Below are 23,014 nucleotides of genomic sequence, written 5' to 3' on the forward strand. Positions count from 1 at the left end.
AAAGAGAAGAATGTATAAAAGATCTAAGAAGCTTAGAGTTTGGCACAAAAGTGTTTATATAAATGAGAAACCGAACATATACACAGTGATACAAATAACGCTCCTGAAATATACTTCGCTTTCAGCGGGAAGTTGGTGAGCTTCCTCGTCCTCGTGCTAGGCACTGCGGGGTCTCACCTTTGCTTTTCAGTTGTCTCCTTTTCATCCCGTAGGAGTCACGTATATGTGACCCGATACGTTCGCACAATGTTCGGATTCACAGCTAAACACGTTTGTTATGTCCCAGCCTCATTGGACTTCTACACAGCCTCAAGTCTATTCAGGTGTTAAGCAACGATTGAAAGGTTATTTTAGAATATGACCGTCTTATTACCATATACGATAATTTGATCATTTAAATGCCATGTAACAGCTCTAGAAAGTGCGATTCGTTCAACTTGACGACCGGCTATTTTGAGCTTATCGGTTGTGTAACGATGATTCACACGTAAAACATCTTGTTCAATAATGGGACCTTCATCTAGATCATCCGTTACGTAATGAGCGGTAGCACCGATTAATTTCACGCCTCGTTCAAATGCCTTTGCATAAGGATTAGCTCCAATAAATGCAGGTAAAAAAGAGTGGTGAATATTAATGATTCGTTTAGGAAATGTTGAAACAAAGGTCGGTGATAAAATTTGCATATAACGTGCCAGTACAATGAAGTCAATTTCATACTTATGAAGAAGTTTGACTGCTTCTTGCTCTGCTTCTGCTTTACTTTCTTTCGTAACAGGTACATAAAAGAAAGGTATTCCATATGATTCAACTTCTTTTTGCAGGTCTTTATGATTGCTAATAACTAACGGAATCTCTGCTTTTAATTCACCTGCTTTCCACTTCCAAAGCAATTCAAGAAGGCAATGGTCTTCTTTTGAGACGAAAATGGCCATTTTTTTCTTTCTAGAAGCAGGTTCCATACGCCAATCCATTGAGAATTCATTCGCAATTTCAATGAATGATTGCCGAAGATCTTCTAATTGATAAGAGCCATATAGGTCAAATTCAACACGCATAAAAAACATACCCCCTGAAGGGTCTGTTGAATATTGGTCGGATTGAAGAATGTTGGCTCCATTTTTTTGTAAGAAAGCTGAAACAGCTGCCACAATACCTGGTTTATCGTGACAAGAAATTAATAAACGAACTTGCGTCGATATGCTATTTACTGTCATTATAAGTCCTCCACATTTGTTACTATCCATTTCATTATACGAAAATACAATATACAAGTAAAAGGGATCTTACATATTGAAGCAAATTACTAGGTTCTTTGTCAATGAATCATATTAGAAAAACGATTTTGTTAATGAGTTTAACGTTTGATATTTGTGAATAGTAAACGGATGGAAAGAAATAATAGTAACTATAGATTGACTGTTCATAGGCTTCTCTGATAGGATAAACTATATTAGGTGTCGTATGTTTGTGAGCAGAGCCTGGCGGTTGCAGCTCTGCTTTATCACTTTATTAATAAAACGAATGATTTGATGAAGACAGACAGTTGATAAATAAAGGTTGGTTATTAATTGTTAAGTGATCTTTTCTTACCATTACAGTGATGATCATTTTATTAAAATAACCAATTAACGTGAGCTCAAGCCTTTTCTTAGTAGAATACTTATGTTTTTACTTGAAGGAAAGATAGCGATGTAGCGTTCAGCTTCGATCTCATATAGGAAAAGACAGTGAATGAAAATGAGGGTGAATCGGGTGGAACAATTATTAGGTGATGGCTGGAAGGTATTGCCGGCCGGAGGAGTGACAGGAGAAGCATATATTGCTCAACAAGGTGAGCAAACCGTTTTTTTAAAGCGGAACTCGTCCCCATTTTTAGCTGTTCTTTCGGCAGAAGGCATTGTTCCTAAGTTGCTATGGACGAGAAGGCTTGAAAATGGTGATGTTGTAACAGCACAGCGCTGGTTAAGTGGGCGAGAATTAAAAGCCTATGAAATGAAAGAAAATAGGGTCGCAGCACTTTTAGCAAAAATCCATAATTCTAGTGAATTACTCGATATGTTTAAACGAATTGGAAATGAACCGTTAACTCCTTATCGTATAGTAGAGAATTTACGATTACAATTACAAGCCCATCACCTCGAAGATCCTACAATTGAACAAGCAATGACGTATTTAATTGATAAATTAGAAGCTGTTCGCTTTCATCATTACGTCGTATGTCATTGTGATATTAATCATAATAATTGGATGATTGATGATGAGGAGCATCTTTATTTAATTGATTGGGATGGAGCTAAAGTAGCAGATCCAGCCATTGACTTAGGTTTGTTACTTTATTCTTATATTGCTGAATCAGATTGGGCCGTTTGGTTAGAGCAATACGGAATAGTGTTAGATAAATCTTTGCGCGAGAGAATGCACTGGTATGTTGTATCGCAATCCATTTCTGTACTAATTTGGCATTTTGAACGTGAACAATTAGATGAAGTGGAACAGCTGAAGGTATATTTAAATAGTTTATTACTAAGTTAAATACAGCGAGGGTGCTTTAAATGGTTTTTAAACCTTTAAGGCACCCTCAATTAGTAGTGGTTGTTCGTTCACTCTTAAGAACCACTTGAACAAATAACATTACTGAGATTTCACCATCTTATTTCCGGGGGAATGGAGCATGTACTATTCGATGTTTAGCGAGTTCATCCATTGACTGACTTCTTCATCGGGAAAGGGCTGGTGATTAAGTGTGTGAAGCTGTTGGATTGATGAAAGCGTCGCACGTAGTTCTGGTGCTAAGGAAGTATCATTTGAAAGGCTAGACACTAATCGTTCAATTTGAGCTGCTTCATCAGTTGTCATATAATGTTCATTCGCCTGGTTTTGCAAGAGGTCTTTTAATAATTGAAGCTTCGTTTGTGAAGTAATCGGCATGTTATAAAGACTCCTTTCAATCTTATGAATAACGTAACAATGTACAATGTTATCGTAACCGAATGTATACAATATATACTTATCTAGTTATTTTCGCGTTAAGGAGTGTACGCAAATGAGATTAAGAAATAAGCCGTGGGCGAAAGAAGAATTAGCCCAATATCCTGAAATAGTGGTTCAACGCCCTGAGTTGCATAAAGGGAAGTGGCAAGAGCTTTTTGGTAACAGTCACCCGATCTACATTGAAGTTGGCACAGGAAAAGGGCAATTTTTAACCGGAATGGCTCAGCAGTACCCTAATGTAAATTTTATAGGTATTGAAAAATACGAGACTGTCCTATTAACCGCTTTAGAGCGAGCAAAAGCATTAAAGCTACCCAATTTGAAATTTCTAAATGAGGATGCTATTGATTTGCTGCAATTCTTTGAAAAGGATGATTTAAGTAGAGTGTACATTAATTTTACCGATCCTTGGCCAAAGAACCGACATGAAAAGAGGCGGTTAACTTACAAGGACTATCTCGAATTATATGAGCAATTGTTAAAGAGTGATGGTGAAATTCATTTTAAAACAGACAATCAAGGTTTGTTTGAATATTCGTTGGAGAGCTTCTCAAGGTTTGGATTAATTGTTAAAAATGTTAGCCTTAACCTACATAAAAGTCAGTTTGAAGGAAATATCATGACGGAATATGAAGAGAAATTTTCAAAAAAGGGAATGCGGATTTATCGCTGCGAAGCTATGTTTAAAGAAGAGTAAGTATAAAATAATCTAGATCAGTGTCATTGGTCTAGTTGCATTCAAAGATGTTATTATCATGCACTCCATGAAAAATCTCTCTCATGGAGTGCTGAGAACCATTCAGGCTACAATTGCTCTAACTCGATAATTGTGCCACTGTTCGTTTCAACGAGAAATTCATATTGAACAGTTCCATTATCATTAACTGTTGATATTCCACCACGATAGACATGATAGTCGATTGATTGACGAGTGACTGTTTCAGGAACCATATGAATCCATGAGCCGGAAATGTGATACGTCGGTTGCATTGCTTTTTTGACTTTTTTTAATGCGTTTTCTGGTGTTATATTTTGAGGTCTTTTTTTATTTTGGAGCCATAATCCTATAGACACCCCTACACCTAATCCAAGTAAAAAGCGTTTAACGGTCATTTTCTTCTTCCTTTCTTCTCATTGAGTCCAATTCTTCCTTGTGTTCAATTGTAGTATACATAAAAAAAGTTATTTGACCAAACTAAGTAGCATCCTTTAAAAAAGTTAGCTAAAATGAATAGAAGTGAACAGAAAGAGAAAGGAGATTCGAGATGAACTCAGATACATTATCGATGTTTCGGACATTAACAGAATTACAAGGTGCTCCAGGATTCGAACATTCAGTGCGAAATTATGTTCGAACGCAATTGGAGAACTATACAGAAGAAATTATTCAAGATCGATTAGGAAGTATCTTTGGGGTGAAGCGTGGTAATGAGTCTGGCCCAAATGTAATGGTAGCTGGACATATGGATGAAGTTGGGTTTATGGTAACATCTATTAGTAAAAATGGACTCATTCGATTTCAAGCGTTAGGTGGATGGTGGAGTCAAGTTCTACTTGCTCAACGCGTTCAAATTATAACTGCAGAAGGACCAGTGATTGGAGTCATCGGTTCAACGCCACCTCATTTATTGGACGAAGCACAAAGAAAAAAACCTATGGCAATGAAGCACATGTATATTGATATTGGAGCAGATAATCAGGATGATGCCGTAAAGATCGGAATTAAGCCGGGACAACAAATTGTACCAGTCTGCCCATTTACACAAATGGCAAATCCTAAGAAGCTTCTTGCTAAAGCATGGGATAATCGTTATGGTGTTGGGCTTGCCATTGAGCTGTTAAAGGAATTAAAGGATGAAAGAATCCCTAATATTCTTTTTTCAGGAGCGACTGTTCAAGAAGAGGTTGGGTTAAGAGGAGCTGCTACTGCATCGAATATGATAAAGCCTGATATTTTTTATGCATTAGATGCAAGTCCAGCTAATGATGCGACTGGAGGTAAGGATGCTTTTGGTCAGCTAGGCAAGGGAGCGTTATTGCGTATTTTTGATCGTTCGATGATTACACACAGGGGGATGAGGGAATTTATTTTAGATACAGCTGAATCACACGATATTCCTTATCAATATTTCATTTCTCAAGGAGGGACGGATGCCGGTCGAGTTCATATGACTGGTGATGGTGTACCATCAGCTGTAATTGGTATTTGTGCACGGTATATTCATACATCAGCTTCCATTATTCATGTCGATGATTACGCTGCTGCAAAGGAGCTGTTAATGAAATTAGTGAAAGCGACAGATATGACTACAATCCGATCCATTCAAGAGAGTGTATAACCTTGAGAAGAAGAGGACATCAAATGAGTTAAAAATTAAACTTTTTCAGTGCCATTGAAATAAGGAGGGATGAGATGATAGTTGCAATTGGATCAAAAAATCCGGCAAAGGTTCATGCTGTTCAAGCTACTCTTATTCAAGAAGAGATTCGCTTTATTCCGATAGCTGCTAAATCAAGTGTGGACTCACAACCTTTTTCTGACGAAGAGACGATTCTAGGTGCACGAAACCGTGCGAAGGATGCTCTTCTACAATTGAGTACTTCAACAATGGCCTTCGGATTAGAAGGTGGAGTCATTGAGACTCGCTTCGGTCTTATGTTATGTAATTGGGGGGTGCTTCTTCATCAGGATGGAAGAGAATGGATTGCCGGAGGGGCTCGAATTCCTCTCCCAGAAGACATATCGAATCAACTTCGTACCGGTCAGGAGCTCGGGAATGTCATGGCAGAGTATGTTGGTGATCGAGAAGTTCGAAAAAAACAAGGGGCTATTGGCGTTTTTAGTCATGGATTTGTTGATCGAAAAGAAATGTTTTCTCATATTGTAAAACTCCTTTATGGACAATATCTTTTGAGCGAGAAACATTAAATTCTGTCATGTTAGCTGTAAACGGTTCTTGTCAGCCCTATAGGATAAAGGTATGATAAAGGAGGTATCTTTAAGTTCTTTTAAAGGAGTGTCCTTATTTTGAAAGTGAACCGGTGGTTGACTCGAGTTGGAATTGTTTTTTTGCTTTTTGGAACGATGTTGATTATAGGGTGTTCAGTATCAGACGAAGAAGCGCTTGAATTAGGCTATGAGACGTATATGGATCTTATCCAACAAGAGCCTAATGAGACGAACATGGAAGAAGAAGGCGTATCATTATACTTACCAAATCATCTAGCTGTATCTGAAAGTTCACCTTTCAATATGTTGATTGAGGATCAACAAGGTGATCAAGTTTATTTACTATTTCATGATCCAGCAGAGCCTAAGACAAGCTCCTTTCACCTAGAGCGTGAGAGAGAGTTAGAAGAAGACGCTATTATCTTTGAGGTGGTTGAAACAGATGATTATCTATCCTTCCTAGTTATTAAGGATAACGCTGATGTAGTGGATGAAGTAGACGGAAATGTGCAAGAAATAGAAAGTGATGAAGAATCACAGCAAGCAGAAGAGCTATTTGTTTTGGTTTCGATAGGTGGAGTAAAAGTATCTGCGCTTTCCACTTACGAGGAGTTAGTAGAAGATATTGAGCTAATGACAAAAATGATTCATTCCTATCAATTAATTGATGTTGAAGAATCGTCATAGGAGGAGCATGCGTGAGAGCGTTCTTAAAAAGAAAAGGGATCGAATGTTCATGGCGAACATATTTTATTACAGGTCTTAGCTATATGGCATTAGGCTTGTTTGCCTCTCTTATTATTGGTTTGATTATGAAAACGGCTGGAGAGAATATTGAACCGTATATTCCGGCATTTTCATTGTTAGTCGATATGGGAGATTTAGCGATGGGCTTAATGGGTCCTGCCATTGGTGTGGCTGTTGCTTATGGTCTAAAAGCACCGAGGCTAGTCGTATTTGCTGCTGTTATTACTGGAGCTGCTGGGGCTGAGCTTGCTGGACCTGCTGGAAGCTTTATCGCTGCTGTCCTGTCCGTTGAGATTGGAAAACTCGTTTCTCAAGAGACAAAAATCGATATTATTGTAACGCCTTTTGTTACAATTGTTTCAGGATTTCTTACAGCCTATTTTATTGGACCATGGATTCAATTGGCATTAACACAATTTGGAGAGTTGATAAAATGGGGAACCGAACAACAACCAATATTATTAGGCATTGTTGTTGCGACATTAATGGGGTTAGCATTAACAGCACCAATTTCGAGTGCTGCATTAGCTATCATGCTTGAGCTAGATGGAATGGCTGCTGGAGCAGCGACAGTAGGCTGCGCAGCTCAAATGATTGGATTTGCTGTAAGTAGCTATCGTGAGAATCGTTTGTCAGGCTTGGTCGCTTTAGGCATGGGAACATCGATGCTACAAGTACCTAACGTGATGAAGAACCCACTTATTCTTATACCACCTGTTATAGCTGGAGCGATCCTAGCCCCTTTTGCAACTGTTATGTTTCAAATGTCAAACAGTGCCGCTGGTGCTGGAATGGGAACAAGTGGATTAGTTGGGCCGATTTTAACCATTTCTGAGATGGGCTTAACGACCAATGTAATCGTTGCGATCGGATTGCTTCATTTTGTCGGACCAGCTGTTATAAGCTTGCTTGTGTCAGAATGGATGAGGAAGAAGGGTCTTATTCGTTTTGGTGATATGAAAATTGACCAATAAGGAGAGAGAAAGAGATGGAATCGATTAAATCAGTAGAACAGTTTAAGGAAATATCAACTAAGGAGTCAGCTGTATTTGTCTTTTCAGCCGATTGGTGTCCTGATTGTAAGGTGATTGAACCTTTATTGCCACGTATTGAGGCGGATTTCCCGAGCTTCACGTTTTATTATGTTGATCGTGATGAATGTATTGACTTGTGTCAAGAATTAGACATATTAGGAATTCCGAGCTTTCTTGCATATGTGGATGGAAAAGAAGTCGAGCGCTTTGTTAGCAAGGAACGCAAAAGCGAGGAAGAAATTGTTGAATTTTTAACGAAAGCAGAAGCGCATATCGGTTGAGTTAAGAAGGTCACTCGTGATGAAATAAGAGTGACCTTCTTTTTAATTAAGAAAGAATTTATTATTTTCTTAGACATTTAATCATGATAGAGTGTGTTCCAATTCAGAATAGCTCAAGTTCTTGTGACGACAACGCGTGACGTAATTAAGAAGAGCCTTTGCTTTATACTAAGTAGAAAGGTTGCGATTCTGTTCGAAACATGATTGAATAGGAATTCAAGTGATAGTAGGAGTGATGGAAAATGGAAATGAGAGAATTCCGTAAAAAGATTGAACAAATGTTAGAAAAAGACGGATGGACTCTTTTTTATGATCATAAAGAAGCAACATTACGCATTGAAGATACAGAAATTAAAAAAGGGGTCACTTTAGCTTTAAAGCCATTGTTAGCAAAGTGGGAACGGAAGGAATTTGATTCGATTGATGAGGTCGTTAGGTATGTAGAAGTTGGGCTTGAATCAATGCGTACAAAGCCAATGCTCGATGGAAATGAGAGAAATATCTTTCCTATTATTCGTGCGACATCGTTCCCGACTGAGACTAAAGAAGGGCAAGTCCTTTTATTTGACGAGCATACAGCAGAGACAAGGATTTACTATGTCATTGATCTAGGAGAGTCTTATACTCTTATTCATGAGCAATTACTCGAACAAACATCGTGGACGAAAACGAAGATTAGAGAAATGGCGACATTTAACCTTCGCTCATTAGATCAGCCTCTGAAAGAGGACGAGGTGGCAGGAAATAAGTTTTATTTTCTGCGTGCAAAGGATGGCTACGATGCCAGTAGAGTCCTTGACCAATCGTTATTGGAGAAAATGAATCGTCAAGCGGTAGGACAGTTAGGTGTTTCGATACCGCATCAGGATGTGCTTATTTTTGCTGATTTAGTAAATGAAAGAGGCTATGATGTATTAGCACAAATTGCTTTGCAATTCTTTGGTGAAGGACGCGTCCCTGTAACAGCATTACCATTTATGTATGAAGATGGAGAGTTAGAACCGACATTTATTTTAGCGCAGCGTAAACCAAAGTCGTGATTTTTAAAAAAACCGGAACAGGATCATTTGGACATGATATAATAAAAAACAATATATTGGTCTAAATGATAAAGTTGACCTGAATAGAAGAGAGGAGTTGTTCTCATTTAAAGAGCAACTCTTCTTACATGTCATTGAAAGAAAGTGGTGAACAAAGTGGGCATGTTACGTCACTGGGTTAGAAAAATAAAACAATTATTTGATGAAAAAGAGCAGATGATGGAAGAAGAACAGGAGCGCCGTTCGTATCATTATTCAACAGAGCAATCAAATAATAATGCTAGAGTAAAGTACGATTACCCTAGTAAGGGCAAATTTCGTTTTCCTGTTATTGAGGATAAAGTGCGAAAACAAACCGAAACCGTTGATAATCATGAAGAACATTTTGTTCCTTATGAATCTCGTGAAACACCGACTCCAAAAAATGATTATAAATGGACGATCACACCATCTCCTATATACGGTTACAAGGACCAACAGAAATCTGTTGAGCAAAGTAAAAAGGAACCGAATATTGAATTAAAGCATTCTGAACAATTAATAGAAACGAATGACCTAACCTCACGCAAACGCGAGAAAAGGGTTGAGTCAATTGCTACGAAACAGGAGACTGTTAAACGTGAAAAAGTGAATGAGTCAGCTGATGACTCTGTTCATAAAGGAATGACAGGTAAAGAAAAATTAACCGGGGATCATGAGCAAGTAAAAGATGAATGGTCGTCAGCAACGGGTAGTATGGGAGATGAAGGGAAAAGTAGAAATCATCAAGAACGAATGCGTCGCAAGCTTGAGCAACGGACTGCAAAAACGAATCAGGAGCAAAAAGAACAAACGGTTCCTTATAATGTCATGATGTTACCAAAAGATAGAGTGACAAATAACAAAGTAGAGGAAAAGGAAAGTAAGAAGGAAGACCAGTTCATGTATACATTTCCTTCGATTCAACTCTTGCGTTTCCCTGAGAAGAAGCAAGCGGATAATCAAGAATGGCTTCATCAGCAGGCGTACATTTTAGAAGAGACGTTACATAGTTTCAATGTTGAAGCAAAGGTTGTTCATGTCACACAGGGCCCTTCTGTGACACGGTTTGAAATTCAACCTGGAAAAGGTGTGAAGGTTACGAAGGTAACAGGACTTAACGATGATATGAAGCTAGCTCTTTCTGCAAAGGACATTCGAATTGAGGCTCCGATACCAGGGAAAAATACGATCGGAATCGAAGTTCCCAATCAGCAATCAGCTCCGGTTTTTTTAAGAGAATTGTTGCGAAGAGATTTATTTATAAGAGAAAGCTCACCATTAACGGTTGCGCTAGGTTTAGATATTTCAGGGCAACCGATTATGACGGATTTGCAAAAAATGCCTCATGGGTTAGTGGCGGGTGCCACAGGATCGGGGAAAAGTGTTTGTATTAATTCAATATTAATTAGCCTTTTATATAAAGCGACTCCTGATGAAGTCAAGCTTATGCTCATTGATCCGAAGATGGTTGAGCTAGCACCATACAATGAATTACCTCATCTCGTAACGCCAGTCATAACGGATGCGAAACAAGCAACGATTGCTTTGAAGTGGGTTGTTGAGGAAATGGAACGAAGATATGAGCTCTTTAGTCAATATGGTGTACGAGACGTGAAGAGATATAATGACTTATACTCTGAATCACCTGACAAACCGGCACTTCCGTATATGTTGGTTGTTATTGATGAACTTGCTGATTTAATGATGGTTTCACCACAGGATGTAGAAGACTCAATTTGTCGGATTGCGCAAAAAGCGAGAGCATGTGGGATTCATTTATTACTTGCAACACAGAGGCCTTCTGTTGATGTCATTACAGGTCTTATTAAAGCAAATATCCCTACACGAATTGCTTTTTCAGTTTCTAGTCAAACCGATTCAAGAACGATTTTAGATTCTGGTGGTGCAGAACGCTTATTAGGTCGGGGAGATATGCTTTTCTACGAAAATGGTTCACCGAAGTCGATTCGTGTACAAGGAACCTTTGTGTCTGATGAAGAAATTGAAGAAGTTGTATCATTTGTGAAAAAGCAACGCCAGCCTGAGTATTTACTTGAACAAGAGCAATTAATGAAAGTAGCAAAAACAGATGATGTAGATGATGAATTATTTGAAGAAGCCTGCTATTATGTAGTCGAGCAAGGTGGTGCTTCGGCCTCAAGTCTACAACGAAAGTATCGAATTGGCTACAACAGAGCAGCGAGGTTAATTGATATGATGGAGGATGCTGGTATCGTATCTGAAGCAATGGGCAGTAAGCCGCGTCATATCCTTGTTGATTCGATTCAATTAGAAGAGGTCTTATATCATGAATCGACATAATTATTTTGAACTTGTTTTCACGATCAAGGTTCTATATGATATATAGATATGGAGAATAGTTGAGGAATAACAAGGAGCTCAATCTTATGAAAGAAATCACACTTAAACTAAATGGAGAAATTAAACGGTTAACGAATGAAACGTTTAAATTTGATGAGCGTATTAAGGATGGCTGGTTTTCCGCTGTCTATTTCTTGAAAACACGAGAAATCGTGAAAAGGTATCGCCCAGGCCGTGCCGTCACGATGCAGTTTTTTCAAAAGGAACATTCTGTTCTTTGTGGAACAGATGAAGTGATTGCATTGATTAAAACGTTTGCGAATAATCCAGAGCAATTAGAGCTTCGGTCTTTAGAAGATGGCGATAAAATAAAGCCTTATGAAACAGTGTTTACTATTACTGGTAACTATGAGGATTTTGGTTATTTAGAAGGAATCATTGATGGGATCTTTGCGAGAAGAACATCTGTGGCAACGAATGTTTATAATGTTGTCAAGGCCGCTCGTAAGTCAGGCTTTCAGAAGCCGGTTATTTTTATGGGAGATCGTGATGATCATTTCACTCAACAAGCAGGTGACGGTTATGCAGCGTTTATTGGCGGATCAAAAGCCCAAGCGACTCATGCGATGAATGAATGGTGGGGGAAAAAAGGGATGGGGACGATGCCACATGCTCTTATACAGCTTTTTGAAGGAGATATTGTTGAGGCAACGAGAGCCTATAAAGAAACGTATCCTGAAGATGACCTAATGGCACTTGTTGATTATAATAATGATGTTATCACGGACTCGTTAAAAGTGGCGAGAGAGTTTGGTGCTGATCTGAAAGGGGTTCGGGTTGATACTTCTGCTATGATGGTTGACCAATTTTTCTGTCGAAATCCAGAAGTGATGGGAACGTTCGATCCCAGAGGAGCCAATCCAACTCTTTTATTTGCGCTGCGTGAAGCACTAGATAAAGAAGGCTTTCAGCACGTCAAAATCATTGCAACTGGTGGATTTAATGCTGATCGTATACGAAAATACGAGGAGGCTGGTGTACCTATCGATATTTATGGAGTAGGTGGCAGCTTACTGAAGATTAATATTGGGTTTACTGGTGATAATGTGCGAATAGGTGGAGAACATGAGGCTAAGGCGGGCCGAAGATTTAGGGATAATCCACGACTAACTTTAGTTGATTAAGACAGGATTAGCTGTAAAGGGTCTTTTCTGACACTTTTTACATATACTATTGGATGAAAAGAAGTGCAGCGTAAATGACTGTTATTAAGCGCGTCGATTTGGAGGATGAAGTAAAGCGCGTCCATGGCGCAACAATACCATGTGAGTGACGGAGGTCCAATTATGACATATCATTTTATAGGAATAAAAGGTTCAGGTATGAGTGCACTGGCACAAGTACTACATGATATGAAGCTTTCTGTGCAAGGTTCTGATGTCGAAAAGACATTTTTTACACAAAAGCCTCTAGAACAAAAAGGAATAGCATTATTACCATTTAATCAAAGCAATATTCAACAAGGACAACAGGTAGTCGTGTCTGCTGCTTATGGTGAAGACCATGAAGAGATGAAGAAGGCACGAGAGCTTGAATTGAATGTGCAGAAATACCCTGAGTTTCTAGGGAATTTCATTCAACAATTTACAAGTGTAGCTGTTACAGGATCGCATGGGAAAACATCAACGACAGGCTTATTATCTCATGTATTAGGCGCAGCGTTTCCTACTTCGTATTTAATTGGGGATGGTACTGGAAAAGGCGAAGAGGATTCTCGTTATTTCGTATTCGAAGCATGTGAGTATAGAAGGCATTTTTTAAATTACAAACCTGATTATTGTATTATGACGAATGTCGATTTTGATCATCCTGATTATTTTCAGGACGTAGATGATGTGTTCTTAGCTTTTCAGGAAATGGCGAAGCAAGTAAAGAAGGCGATTGTTGCTTGTGGTGATGATCAATATTTAGAAGGTATTCAAGCGAATGTCCCGGTCGTTTATTATGGTTTCGGTGAACAAAATGATTTTCAAGCTCGTCATGTTGAAACATCTAGTGAAGGAACTCATTTTGACGTTTATATTCGCAATCATCTTTATGGGAAATTTACGATTCATCGCTTTGGGAATCATCATATTCTAAATACGTTAGCTGTCATTGCTCTCTGTCACTATGAAGGAGTTCCTGTCGAAGTGACAGCGGAACATATTGTAACATTCCAAGGAGTTAAAAGACGGTTTAGTGAAAAAGCAGTCGGAACACAAGTGTTGGTTGATGACTATGCTCATCACCCTACTGAAATTGCTGCAACGATTGAATCAGCGAGGCAAAAGTATCCGAAGCAAGATATTGTAGCGGTTTTCCAGCCTCATACATTTACAAGAACTGAAATGTTTTTACAAGAGTTTGCAGACTCTTTGCATGCTGCTGATTATGTGTATCTCTGTGATATATTTGGGTCTGCACGTGAACAAAACAGTACACTGTCAATTGAGGATTTGCAGAGATTAATTCCCGGTGCGCAATTAATATCGGTAGAATCAATTGAAGTTTTACGTCAGCATGAAAGTAGTATTTTATTATTTATGGGTGCTGGGGATGTTCAGAAATTCCAAAGAGCATACGAGGACACTTTAGGGGCTAGACATTCATAAACTTAATAGCCAATGAAGTGGAAAAGGGGTTCTGTAAAGGAGGGTATGGCAAAAGTTTGATTTTTCAACTTTCGCCATGCCCTTTCATAAATTTAGAACCACTGAAATAGTTGTTTGTACTTTTTCAGTGACCTTCTACAAAGAGGAATGTCTATTAAGTCAAATTCTCAGGGTTTAAAGGTTGTAATAATTTTGGAATAAATCGACCATCTTTTCGAATTAACTTCCCATCAAAATAAATCTCACCACCACCGTATTCAGGACGTTGAATCATAACAATATCCCAATGAATAGCTGATTGGTTTCCATTAGATGCTTGTTCATAGCATTGGCCAGGTGTGAAATGAAAGCTTCCATCGATCTTTTCATCAAAGAGAATATCTTTCATAGGGTGTTGGATATACGGGTTTACTCCGATTGCAAACTCTCCGATATAACGTGCACCTTCATCTGTATTAAGTAATTGATTAAGGCGTTCACTGTCATTAGCGTGAGCCTCGATAATTTTCCCGTTCTTAAATGTAAATGAAATGTTTTCATAAGTGAATCCTTGGTAAGGTGAGGCTGTATTAAAGGTAATCGTCCCGTTGACCGATTCTCTAATCGGCGCTGTGAAAACCTCACCATCTGGAATGTTGAACGTTCCAGCACATTTAATAGCAGGGATTTGTTTGATGGAAAAGCGTAATTCCGTCCCAGGTCCTGTAATGAATACTTCATTCGTCTCATTCATGAGTTCGACAAGTGCATCCATGGCTCGACTCATCTTTTGATAGTCTAAGTTACATACGTTAAAGTAAAAATCTTCGAATGCCTCAGTGCTCATGTTAGCTAGTTGAGCCATTGAGAAGTTAGGGTAACGTAAGACACACCATTTCGTTTTTGGTACACGAATTTCACGATGGACTTTTGTTCCAACTGTTTGATTATACAATGCTAATTGTTCACTTGGAATATCGCTATGCTCAGAAATGTTATCACCAGCTCTTAAACCGATATAACCATCCATATGGCTCATCATATTTGCTTCGAAGCTCGCTTGCAAAGTCAGCTGCTCTTCAGTTGCTTGCATGAGAAGTGAACGATCTACTTGATGATCTTTTAATAAGACAAAGGGATGTCCTTTTGCTTTATATACTTCTCGTACGATTGCTGTTACAAGCTCTCCTTGTAAGCCGAAATTTTCAATAAGGATACGCTCTCCTTTTTGAACATTAATGGAATATGTAACAAGGTTATGGGCTAATTGTTGAATACGAGGATCTTTCATACTATTCTCCTTTTTTATGTTAGATTTATTAACATATTGCTATTCTTCTTCTATTAATTGTATCAAACTATTTAACATACAACTCCTATTTATATGTATGAACAGGAAAATAATTCATGGATTTCGAATTTATTGTTGTGATTCATGTTTAGAATGTTACAATTATGGGTATTAGACATTATAACAATGCATTGTACAGGAGGTGAAAGACGAAGGTGATCATTTTGTACATAAGCGCATTAATTGTTGCAATAGCTTTTGCAGTACTTGTTATTTATTTAGTTCGTACGTTGAAATCAGCTAATCGCACGTTGGAGCATGTAGCAAATACTATGGCTGGAATTGAAACTCAAATGAATGGCATTACGAAAGAAACGGAAGCACTACTACAGAGAACGAATCGATTAGCAGACGATATTCAAGGTAAGTCGAATTCGATTAACGCTGTATTTACTTCTGTGAACGAACTAGGGGATTCTGTTGGACAATTTACACATACGATTCGTCATATGTCGACGACGATTTCCAATCAAGCGAATAGGCAGTCAGATCAAGTTGCTCAAGTGATTCAATGGGGCAATGCTGCTCTTGATCTTTATACTAGATACAAGGAAAAGAAGAGCGCGAAAAATATGAAGGAGGAATAATGATGGGTGACATGAATACGAAGGATTTTTTAATTGGAACGTTAATCGGAGGAATTGTTGGGGCTTCAGCCGCTTTATTTCTTGCTCCTAAATCAGGTAAAGAATTACGTAGTGATTTAACAGAACAAGCACAATTAGCAAAAGAAAAAACAAGTCAATTCACATCAACTGCATATGATAAAGGGAGCGAATGGGCTTCATATGCGAAGGATAAATCTTCCTCTATTGCAAAGGTCGTATCAGACCAGTCTAATCAAGTAGTAGAGAAAGTAAAGGACGTTGCCAATCAAGTTCAAAGTTCAAGAGAAGAGCTTGCAGATGATTTAAAAGAAACAGTTGAATCTGCACATGGCGAGGTCAAAGATCATGTTCAAAAAGAGGCTGCGGACGTTAAGGATAAGGTAGCGAAAGAAGTAAGCGAAGTGAAATCTTAATAGTGAAAAAGAGGCTACGGCAACTAATAGTTAGTTGTTTCGTAGTCTCTTTTTTAGTTTTAATTCAACATAGAAATCGATTGAAATCGTTGTTTAATAGATTATTTTATTTCAATGTGATCACCGTGTTTGATTTCACTTGTGAAGGATGCTTTTTCATTATTAAGCAGAATGGAAAATGATTTACCAGATAAGCTAGATAGCTCAATGTTCACAACTGAGAAAATATCTTGTAAAATAAACGGTTCCGTTTGTTGCAGGGCCGTTTTAAGTGTGTCCCCGTTTTCAAGCACATCGTCTAAAGAGAGCTTTTGTCCGTTTCGGATAAAGGATAACAAAGGTTTAGCTAATTGGACCTGATTTTGATTAAAGGAAACGGTTATTTGTTGCATGGCATCTAACTGATGAAGAGTGATCATCGTTTGAACGGTATAAATGCTACTTTCATTTGTTGGATAGTCAACATGAACCTTGTCATATTGCTGCAGTATTGATTGTAATGTTGCTGTTTTTCCATTTACGGTGATAGTAGGAATATGATTTGTAAAAGACATTTTCTTACCATCTAATTCAATTTCGAATGGGTGAAAGGCTTGTAATGAATGTCCAAATTGTTCTAGTAATTCTTGAACGGTCGTTACTTGTTCAATGACAATATGGTCACGATCGTTAACAGATGCTGCTAAGGATGCAAACTGACCATTTTGTTTAATCTTAGCTAATAGCTCCTGCTTTTCACCGTTTAAATGAACCACGACTGTCGGGTCTTCGCCTACTAATTCAGCAATCGTAATCGTTGCCTCTTTCCCATCTTGTCCTCTTTCAACAGTTAGACAATCATTCGGCTTTAAAGAATCATCTAAGCTGGCGCTCTCCCCATTTTTCAAAATACGAGGTGGTGTCCCATGTTCACCTGGTATTGAAATGAGTCGCCCTTGTATTGTCACCATTTTGGCTAATCCTGGCTTTCCATACAATTTTGCAATATCAATTCCAGCAGCAAGTAGTCCATCGCCAACTGTTAACGTTTTGACATCAAATAATCTTAATGTACGATCATTAATCGTCACACTTATGTACTCAATTGGGTTCTCTTTGGCTGCTATTGCAATGCCAATCGGTGTTACTAGGTCTGGTCCGTATGTTTGTTGATCATTCTTTTGCAATTGCTTTATCGCATCCGCACCACGTATAGCAACTCGATTCGCTGGTAACCCGAGAATTGAAGCGATGTACTCTGGGAGCTTCGGTGTTAAGCTCCCACCACCAACTAGCATGACTGCTTTTGGTGATCTTCCGTTAAGACGGAGGATTTCATCACTAATGGATTGAGCTAACTGACGGATCGCATCGTCAATTGGTGAGACGACTTCATCACGATTAAGAACGGTTTCCATTCCAAGAATATCTGTAATCGTTACAGCATCTTCAGTCGATAGTTCGCGTTTGACTCTTTCTGCGTCAGGAAAATCGAGTAAGAAGTGATCGCTAATCGCTTCAGTTATTTCGTCTCCTGCAACGGGAACCATACCGTAAGCAGTGACGGTATTTTCTTCTGTCAGTGCAATATCAGATGTACCTGCTCCAATGTCAACTAAAGCGACATTTAGTCGACGCATCGAATGAGGAATCAGCACATTAATGGCAGCAATTGGCTCCAACGTCAATGCTTCTAGCTCTAAATTCGTTCGAGACAAGGCGGCGAGAAGAGATTCAACAACCACTTTTGGCAGGAATGTTGCAATGACTTCCACTGAGGCTTCTGTACCTGTTTGATCCATTAGGCTTCCAATTGGTTCATCGTCAAGTAAATAGGCTAAAACGGAATAGCCGACACAATAATAATCAGTACTAGAATCTGTTCGTTCATTTGCAAGCTCATATTGTGCCTGTTGAACGGCACTTAATTCGAGGTGTAATAAATCATCGCGAGTCAGCATGGGCTTTGCGTCGATATTAATTGACACCTTTGCTCGTATTGTTTTTAATGAACGTCCTGCTGCTGCCACACAAACCTTCTTTAGTGGTCCGTGTTTTTCTTCTAATTTCTGTTTAATTATTTCAATCACTTTAGCGACAGAAGGAACATCATGAATTTGTCCATCAAGCATGGCGCGCTCGTCATGTTCTTTTGTATATGATTCTAGCAGTGAGAAAGTATCCTCTTCTTGTTGCAATAATAGTCCTACTACAGACCGTGTACCTATATCTAAGGCAAAAAGAGGAGAGTTTGTTTGATTTGTTGTCATGAAGATCCACACCTTCAACCGTATTTTGTCGATTATATCCTTATATTTTACTAGAGATTTCAAGAAAACGTAAGGAAAAAGATATAAATAGCACTTTAGCGCTTAAAAGCGTTTAATTAATAAAGAAAAAATTCGTGACATTCTTGTCGATTTCCGATATAATAACGTTAAATTCTTAAAAAGAAGCCAAAGATAAAGGGAGAGTGGAGTATAGTGAGTAACGAGAAAGTAGATTTGTTGAGATCAGAATTAGATGAGGTGAATCTGAAGCTTCTTGATTTAATTAATGAACGTGCACGCCTTGTACAAGAGGTTGGAAAAGTTAAAGGGACGCAAGGTGTCAATCGCTTCGACCCTGTGAGAGAACGCAGTATGCTTGATCATATTGCTGCCAATAATAATGGTCCATTTGAGACCTCAACATTGCAACATATTTTCAAACAAATTTTCAAAGCTAGCCTTGAGCTACAAGAAGAAGATAATAGTAAAGCATTACTAGTTTCTCGTAAAAAGCATCCAGAAAATACAATTGTAAACTTAAAAGGTGAGACAATTGGTGACGGGGAGCAACGTTTGATTATGGGACCTTGTGCAGTAGAAAGCTACGAGCAAGTGTACACCGTTGCTAAGGCATTAAAAGAGCGTGGCATTACGTTATTACGTGGAGGAGCTTTTAAGCCTCGGACATCTCCATATGATTTCCAAGGTCTTGGAGAAGAAGGATTGCAAATTTTAAGAAAAGTGGCTGATGAGCTAGGTATGGTTGTCATTAGCGAAATTATTAATCCAGCGCATGTGGAAATGGCGTTAGAGTATGTTGATGTTATTCAAGTAGGTGCAAGAAACGCCCAAAATTTTGAATTATTAAATGCGGTTGGTTCAGTTGATAAGGCTGTTTTACTTAAGAGAGGGTTATCCGGTACGATTTCAGAATTCATTCATGCAGCTGAATATGTTGTCTCAAAGGGAAATAGCCAAGTGATGCTGTGTGAGCGAGGTATCCGTACGTATGAAACGGCAACACGTAATACTCTTGATATTTCTGCAGTTCCAATCTTAAAGCAGGAGACTCATTTACCTGTATTAGTTGATGTAACGCATTCAACAGGTCGTCGTGATTTGTTACTTCCATGTGCGAAAGCGGCACTAGCGATTGGGGCAGACGCGGTTATGGCTGAAGTTCATCCAGATCCAGCTGTAGCTCTTTCTGATTCGGCACAACAAATGGACATTGACCAATTTAATACGTTTGTAAATGAATTACAAGCTTCTGGATTGTATAAGCGCTAATTGGATCATCTTAAATGCCAAAAGGGCACCGAAAAAAGTTTGATTTTCAACTTTTTCGGTGCCCTTTCAGCAATGTCCGAAACCGTTTCCTATTTTGAGAAGTTTGAAAGTGGGTTTCTCGTATCAAGTGAGTAACGAGTGAAGTCATTGCTAGTCAAATCAAAGGTACTGAAAAAGTTGATTGGTACTTTTCAGTGGTCTCGATATCGAGTCCTTTTTGGCATTGTATTCATTGTGTTGTCTTTCAATTTTTTTTGAAAGAACCGTTAATTTGTCTGTATGGAAGGATATACTATTGAAAAAAATGAAAATATAATGAAAATATTTTCATTCCTTGTCGATATAAGTAGTATAAGACATTGCGAACGTCTACTTAGTGTCGTATGATAACTATAATTAGGAATGAAAAATAAGGAGGATAACAGTGAACACGACTATTTATGACGTAGCAAGAGAAGCAGGAGTATCTATGGCAACCGTATCACGTGTTGTTAATGGTAATCCAAATGTAAAACCAACAACAAGAAAAAAGGTACTTGAGGCAATTGAGCGATTAGGATATCGTCCTAATGCTGTAGCGCGAGGTTTAGCGAGCAAGAAAACGACGACTGTTGGAGTCATCATCCCTGATATTTCAAGTATCTTCTTTGCTGAGTTAGCACGAGGTATTGAGGACATTGCAACGATGTATAAGTATAATATTATTCTATGTAATTCTGATCAAAATAAAGAAAAGGAAATTCATTTAATTAATACACTGCTTGAAAAACAAGTGGATGGAATTGTCTTTATGGGAAGTCAGATAACAGAAGATCATGTAACAGATTTTAAACGTTCACCTGTTCCAATTGTATTAGCTGCTACTTTCGATAAGGAATTGGAAGTGCCTTCCGTTAATGTTGACTATCAACAAGCTGCATTTGATGCCATTACTCATTTGATCGAAAATGGGCATAAGAATATTGGTATGGTAACAGGAACTCTAGATGACCCTGTTAATGGGTACCAAAAATTCATAGGCTACCGTAGGGCCATTGAAGAAGCTGGTTTAACATTTAATGAAAATTTAGTGAAAATTGGTGATTACACGTATGACTCTGGGATTGAGGCAATGAACCAATTCCTTGATTCTGGCGAAAAGCCAAGTGCTATTTTTGTAGCGACTGATGAAATGGCTTTGGGCGTTATTCATGGTGCTCAAGACCGTGGATTAAGCATTCCTGAAGATATTGAAGTAATTGGTTTTGACAACACAAGACTTGCAACAATGATTAGACCAACACTATCGACTGTTGTTCAACCTATTTATGATATAGGCGCAGTTTCTATGCGTTTATTGACGAAGTATATGAATAAAGAGGAAGTGAGTGAACATACGGTCGTATTACCTCATCGTATTGAGCTTAGACAATCAACAAAATCATAAGTAGATACGTTTAGAGAGATAGGGAGAGGAATATGAAGAAATTTGATCTGATGACAGTAATAGGAATATTCTTGGGGATTTCTGTCCTATTACTAGCTATCTTTAATAATGCGGGTGCTGGAGGGGTTGTCTTTTTTATCCAGATTGCTTCCATACTAATTGTTGGTGGAGGTACAACAGCCGCAATTATTATTTCGTTCTCATTACAAGAACTCAAAGTTATACCAAAAGTATTAAAGGAGTCATTTCATTCACACAATCATGATTTAAATGATTTAATTGATACATTTGTTGATCTTTCAGGTAAGGCACGGCGTGAGGGGTTGTTATCTCTTGAGGCAAGTGCTGATGAAGTAGAAGATCCATTTATTCGTAAAGGTGTGTTACTAGCTGTCGATGGAATTGAACCAGATGTTATTAAAGACATTATGATGGCTGAAGTAGTTGCAATGGAAGAACGTCATAGAAAAGGACGAGCTCTTTTAGAAAAAGCGGGAGATTTCGCACCTACATGGGGGATGATTGGAACCGTGATTGGTCTTGTCCTCATGCTACAAAACTTAGATGACCCTTCAACATTAGGACCTAATATGGCAGTTGCTTTGTTAACGACTTTGTATGGAATTGTACTTGCTAATTTAGTGTTTATTCCAATGGCAAATAAGCTAAATAATAAAACCGATGAAGAAGTATTTGTTAAGCAAATTATTATTGAAGGTGTTATTGGAGTACAATCAGGACAAAATCCTAAGATCTTAAAAGAAAAGCTCAGTGCTTTTATTAGTGAAAAAGATAAAAAAGAAGAAACAGGAGAAGAAAATGTTGAATCGTAGGCGAAAAAAGGAGGAAAAAGGCGCTCCGAAATGGATGGTTACTTTTTCTGATTTGATGACGTTGATTCTCGTCTTTTTTATTCTATTATTTTCAATGTCCGTTGTCGATGCGCAAAAATTTCGAGCGATTGCTGAATCATTTCAACAGCGCCAAATTTTTGATTTCATGCCATCCGCCATTGAATTTCAAGATCCGAATGAAATAAGAGACCACGAGTTAAGAGATGCTGATGTAGATATGGAATCTGACGAGCAAGGTACTGATGACCCTCAAGAACAAGATGATGTTCCAAACGAGGCACAGATGGACGAGCTGTTAGAGGAGGTCAATGAATTTCTTAATGAAAATGATTTAAATGATTTAATATCAGCAACAAGAGATGATCGTGGTGTCGTATTAGTTTTGCAAGAACGCTCGTTATTTGAATCAGGTGAAGCGGAGTTGTTAGATGAGGCTCAGCTTATCTTAAATAAAGTAGGAACATTATTAGAAGCTATTCCTAATATCGTGAAAGTTGAAGGGCATACAGATAGTAGACCGATTTCAACCTTTCGTTATCCATCTAACTGGGAGCTATCTGGTGCAAGATCAAGTAGTGTGATTCGTTATTTAATTGATGAGTATGATTTAGAACCGAATCGCTTCATATCTACTGGATATGGTGATACTCGTCCAGTAGTTGATAATACGTCGGCAGAAAATATGAGTCAGAATCGGCGTGTTGTTATTGTCATCTCAGATCCGTCTTACGATGATGGCTATACGTATTAATTGATAGAGATGTCCTATGAGGTTAATAAAGAACTCATAGGACATCTTGC

The 23,014-nt window shown here is 38.3% G+C and carries 22 protein-coding genes; 17 read left to right on the forward strand and 5 right to left on the reverse strand.

What is annotated here, in order from left to right:
* Positions 1-350: 350 nt before the first annotated feature.
* The gene (gene purU / locus ACERJO_RS09955) at positions 351-1,217 is read right to left on the reverse strand and encodes a formyltetrahydrofolate deformylase (RefSeq protein WP_247104655.1); all 867 of its coding nucleotides are present in this window, start codon (positions 1,215-1,217) and stop codon (positions 351-353) included.
* A 523-nt stretch (positions 1,218-1,740) separates the two neighbouring features.
* On the opposite strand from purU, the gene ACERJO_RS09960 reads away from it, so the two are divergent.
* Positions 1,741-2,535: a phosphotransferase family protein gene (locus ACERJO_RS09960; protein ID WP_247104790.1), complete on the forward strand. Its 795-nt coding sequence runs from the start codon at positions 1,741-1,743 to the stop codon at positions 2,533-2,535.
* 144 nt (positions 2,536-2,679) lie between these two features.
* On the opposite strand, the gene ACERJO_RS09965 is transcribed toward ACERJO_RS09960, so the two are convergent.
* A complete protein-coding gene (locus tag ACERJO_RS09965; protein ID WP_247104656.1) occupies positions 2,680-2,931 on the reverse strand; it encodes a YtzH-like family protein in 252 nt (83 codons plus the stop codon).
* Positions 2,932-3,046: 115 nt separating this feature from the next.
* On the opposite strand from ACERJO_RS09965, the gene trmB reads away from it, so the two are divergent.
* Positions 3,047-3,691: a tRNA (guanosine(46)-N7)-methyltransferase TrmB gene (gene trmB, locus ACERJO_RS09970; RefSeq protein ID WP_247104658.1), complete on the forward strand. Its 645-nt coding sequence runs from the start codon at positions 3,047-3,049 to the stop codon at positions 3,689-3,691.
* Positions 3,692-3,798: 107 nt separating this feature from the next.
* Here trmB and ACERJO_RS09975 read toward each other — a convergent pair whose 3' ends face one another.
* On the reverse strand, positions 3,799-4,107 hold the full coding sequence (locus ACERJO_RS09975; RefSeq protein WP_247104660.1) for a PepSY domain-containing protein: 309 nt from the start codon (positions 4,105-4,107) through the stop codon (positions 3,799-3,801).
* A gap of 152 nt (positions 4,108-4,259) precedes the next feature.
* Between ACERJO_RS09975 and ACERJO_RS09980 the strand changes: the two genes are divergently transcribed.
* The 9 genes from ACERJO_RS09980 (at position 4,260) to murC (ending at position 14,043) form a co-directional block, all read left to right on the forward strand.
* The gene (locus ACERJO_RS09980; RefSeq protein WP_247104661.1) at positions 4,260-5,333 is read left to right on the forward strand and encodes a M42 family metallopeptidase; all 1,074 of its coding nucleotides are present in this window, start codon (positions 4,260-4,262) and stop codon (positions 5,331-5,333) included.
* 74 nt (positions 5,334-5,407) lie between these two features.
* Complete coding sequence (locus ACERJO_RS09985; RefSeq protein ID WP_247104662.1) at positions 5,408-5,923, forward strand: DUF84 family protein; 516 nt, start codon at positions 5,408-5,410, stop codon at positions 5,921-5,923.
* 99 nt (positions 5,924-6,022) lie between these two features.
* Positions 6,023-6,631, forward strand: a complete 609-nt coding sequence (locus ACERJO_RS09990) for a hypothetical protein (RefSeq protein WP_373647381.1) — start codon at positions 6,023-6,025, stop codon at positions 6,629-6,631.
* Positions 6,632-6,642: 11 nt separating this feature from the next.
* On the forward strand, positions 6,643-7,665 hold the full coding sequence (locus ACERJO_RS09995; protein WP_247104664.1) for a PTS sugar transporter subunit IIC: 1,023 nt from the start codon (positions 6,643-6,645) through the stop codon (positions 7,663-7,665).
* Positions 7,666-7,679: 14 nt separating this feature from the next.
* Entirely contained in the window at positions 7,680-8,006 is a 327-nt protein-coding gene (locus tag ACERJO_RS10000) for a thioredoxin family protein (protein WP_247104665.1), read from the forward strand.
* A gap of 242 nt (positions 8,007-8,248) precedes the next feature.
* Complete coding sequence (locus ACERJO_RS10005) at positions 8,249-9,046, forward strand: DUF1444 domain-containing protein (protein ID WP_373647382.1); 798 nt, start codon at positions 8,249-8,251, stop codon at positions 9,044-9,046.
* Positions 9,047-9,208: 162 nt separating this feature from the next.
* Complete coding sequence (locus ACERJO_RS10010; protein ID WP_373647383.1) at positions 9,209-11,389, forward strand: DNA translocase FtsK; 2,181 nt, start codon at positions 9,209-9,211, stop codon at positions 11,387-11,389.
* A gap of 86 nt (positions 11,390-11,475) precedes the next feature.
* Positions 11,476-12,573: a nicotinate phosphoribosyltransferase gene (locus tag ACERJO_RS10015; RefSeq protein ID WP_247104667.1), complete on the forward strand. Its 1,098-nt coding sequence runs from the start codon at positions 11,476-11,478 to the stop codon at positions 12,571-12,573.
* Between the two features lie 159 nt (positions 12,574-12,732).
* Complete coding sequence (gene murC / locus ACERJO_RS10020; RefSeq protein ID WP_247104791.1) at positions 12,733-14,043, forward strand: UDP-N-acetylmuramate--L-alanine ligase; 1,311 nt, start codon at positions 12,733-12,735, stop codon at positions 14,041-14,043.
* A gap of 154 nt (positions 14,044-14,197) precedes the next feature.
* Here murC and ACERJO_RS10025 read toward each other — a convergent pair whose 3' ends face one another.
* Positions 14,198-15,313, reverse strand: a complete 1,116-nt coding sequence (locus tag ACERJO_RS10025; protein ID WP_247104668.1) for an aminopeptidase — start codon at positions 15,311-15,313, stop codon at positions 14,198-14,200.
* Between the two features lie 215 nt (positions 15,314-15,528).
* Here ACERJO_RS10025 and ACERJO_RS10030 point away from each other — a divergent pair, with 215 nt between their 5' ends.
* Together ACERJO_RS10030 and ACERJO_RS10035 are read left to right on the forward strand one after the other, a co-directional pair.
* On the forward strand, positions 15,529-15,960 hold the full coding sequence (locus ACERJO_RS10030) for a DUF948 domain-containing protein (protein ID WP_247104669.1): 432 nt from the start codon (positions 15,529-15,531) through the stop codon (positions 15,958-15,960).
* 2 nt (positions 15,961-15,962) lie between these two features.
* On the forward strand, positions 15,963-16,394 hold the full coding sequence (locus ACERJO_RS10035) for a YtxH domain-containing protein (protein ID WP_247104670.1): 432 nt from the start codon (positions 15,963-15,965) through the stop codon (positions 16,392-16,394).
* A 101-nt stretch (positions 16,395-16,495) separates the two neighbouring features.
* Here the strand turns inward: ACERJO_RS10035 and ACERJO_RS10040 are convergent, their stop codons facing one another.
* The gene (locus ACERJO_RS10040) at positions 16,496-18,643 is read right to left on the reverse strand and encodes a cell division protein FtsA (protein ID WP_247104671.1); all 2,148 of its coding nucleotides are present in this window, start codon (positions 18,641-18,643) and stop codon (positions 16,496-16,498) included.
* 213 nt (positions 18,644-18,856) lie between these two features.
* Between ACERJO_RS10040 and ACERJO_RS10045 the strand changes: the two genes are divergently transcribed.
* From ACERJO_RS10045 to motS, 4 genes are all read left to right on the forward strand, one after another.
* Entirely contained in the window at positions 18,857-19,933 is a 1,077-nt protein-coding gene (locus ACERJO_RS10045) for a bifunctional 3-deoxy-7-phosphoheptulonate synthase/chorismate mutase (RefSeq protein WP_247104673.1), read from the forward strand.
* 424 nt (positions 19,934-20,357) lie between these two features.
* Positions 20,358-21,359, forward strand: a complete 1,002-nt coding sequence (gene ccpA, locus ACERJO_RS10050; protein WP_247104675.1) for a catabolite control protein A — start codon at positions 20,358-20,360, stop codon at positions 21,357-21,359.
* 32 nt (positions 21,360-21,391) lie between these two features.
* Complete coding sequence (gene motP, locus ACERJO_RS10055) at positions 21,392-22,192, forward strand: flagellar motor protein MotP (protein WP_247104676.1); 801 nt, start codon at positions 21,392-21,394, stop codon at positions 22,190-22,192.
* On the forward strand, positions 22,179-22,964 hold the full coding sequence (motS, locus tag ACERJO_RS10060) for a flagellar motor protein MotS (RefSeq protein WP_373647384.1): 786 nt from the start codon (positions 22,179-22,181) through the stop codon (positions 22,962-22,964). The genes motP and motS overlap by 14 nt, the downstream gene beginning before the upstream one ends.
* Positions 22,965-23,014: the final 50 nt, after the last annotated feature.

Source organism: Halalkalibacter sp. AB-rgal2 (assembly GCF_041821005.1).
Lineage (GTDB): Bacteria > Bacillota > Bacilli > Bacillales > Bacillaceae_D > Halalkalibacter.

Bases quoted from the DNA above. Each gene is read 5' to 3' on its own strand.
- purU (WP_247104655.1), bottom strand. From the start codon at position 1,217: ATGACAGTAAATAGCATATCGACGCAAGTTCGTTTATTAATTTCTTGT.
- ACERJO_RS09960 (WP_247104790.1), top strand. From the start codon at position 1,741: ATGAGGGTGAATCGGGTGGAACAATTATTAGGTGATGGCTGGAAGGTA.
- ACERJO_RS09965 (WP_247104656.1), bottom strand. From the start codon at position 2,931: ATGCCGATTACTTCACAAACGAAGCTTCAATTATTAAAAGACCTCTTG.
- trmB (WP_247104658.1), top strand. From the start codon at position 3,047: ATGAGATTAAGAAATAAGCCGTGGGCGAAAGAAGAATTAGCCCAATAT.
- ACERJO_RS09975 (WP_247104660.1), bottom strand. From the start codon at position 4,107: ATGACCGTTAAACGCTTTTTACTTGGATTAGGTGTAGGGGTGTCTATA.
- ACERJO_RS09980 (WP_247104661.1), top strand. From the start codon at position 4,260: ATGAACTCAGATACATTATCGATGTTTCGGACATTAACAGAATTACAA.
- ACERJO_RS09985 (WP_247104662.1), top strand. From the start codon at position 5,408: ATGATAGTTGCAATTGGATCAAAAAATCCGGCAAAGGTTCATGCTGTT.
- ACERJO_RS10000 (WP_247104665.1), top strand. From the start codon at position 7,680: ATGGAATCGATTAAATCAGTAGAACAGTTTAAGGAAATATCAACTAAG.
- ACERJO_RS10005 (WP_373647382.1), top strand. From the start codon at position 8,249: ATGGAAATGAGAGAATTCCGTAAAAAGATTGAACAAATGTTAGAAAAA.
- ACERJO_RS10010 (WP_373647383.1), top strand. From the start codon at position 9,209: ATGTTACGTCACTGGGTTAGAAAAATAAAACAATTATTTGATGAAAAA.
- ACERJO_RS10015 (WP_247104667.1), top strand. From the start codon at position 11,476: ATGAAAGAAATCACACTTAAACTAAATGGAGAAATTAAACGGTTAACG.
- ACERJO_RS10025 (WP_247104668.1), bottom strand. From the start codon at position 15,313: ATGAAAGATCCTCGTATTCAACAATTAGCCCATAACCTTGTTACATAT.
- ACERJO_RS10035 (WP_247104670.1), top strand. From the start codon at position 15,963: ATGGGTGACATGAATACGAAGGATTTTTTAATTGGAACGTTAATCGGA.
- ACERJO_RS10040 (WP_247104671.1), bottom strand. From the start codon at position 18,643: ATGACAACAAATCAAACAAACTCTCCTCTTTTTGCCTTAGATATAGGT.
- motP (WP_247104676.1), top strand. From the start codon at position 21,392: ATGAAGAAATTTGATCTGATGACAGTAATAGGAATATTCTTGGGGATT.
- motS (WP_373647384.1), top strand. From the start codon at position 22,179: ATGTTGAATCGTAGGCGAAAAAAGGAGGAAAAAGGCGCTCCGAAATGG.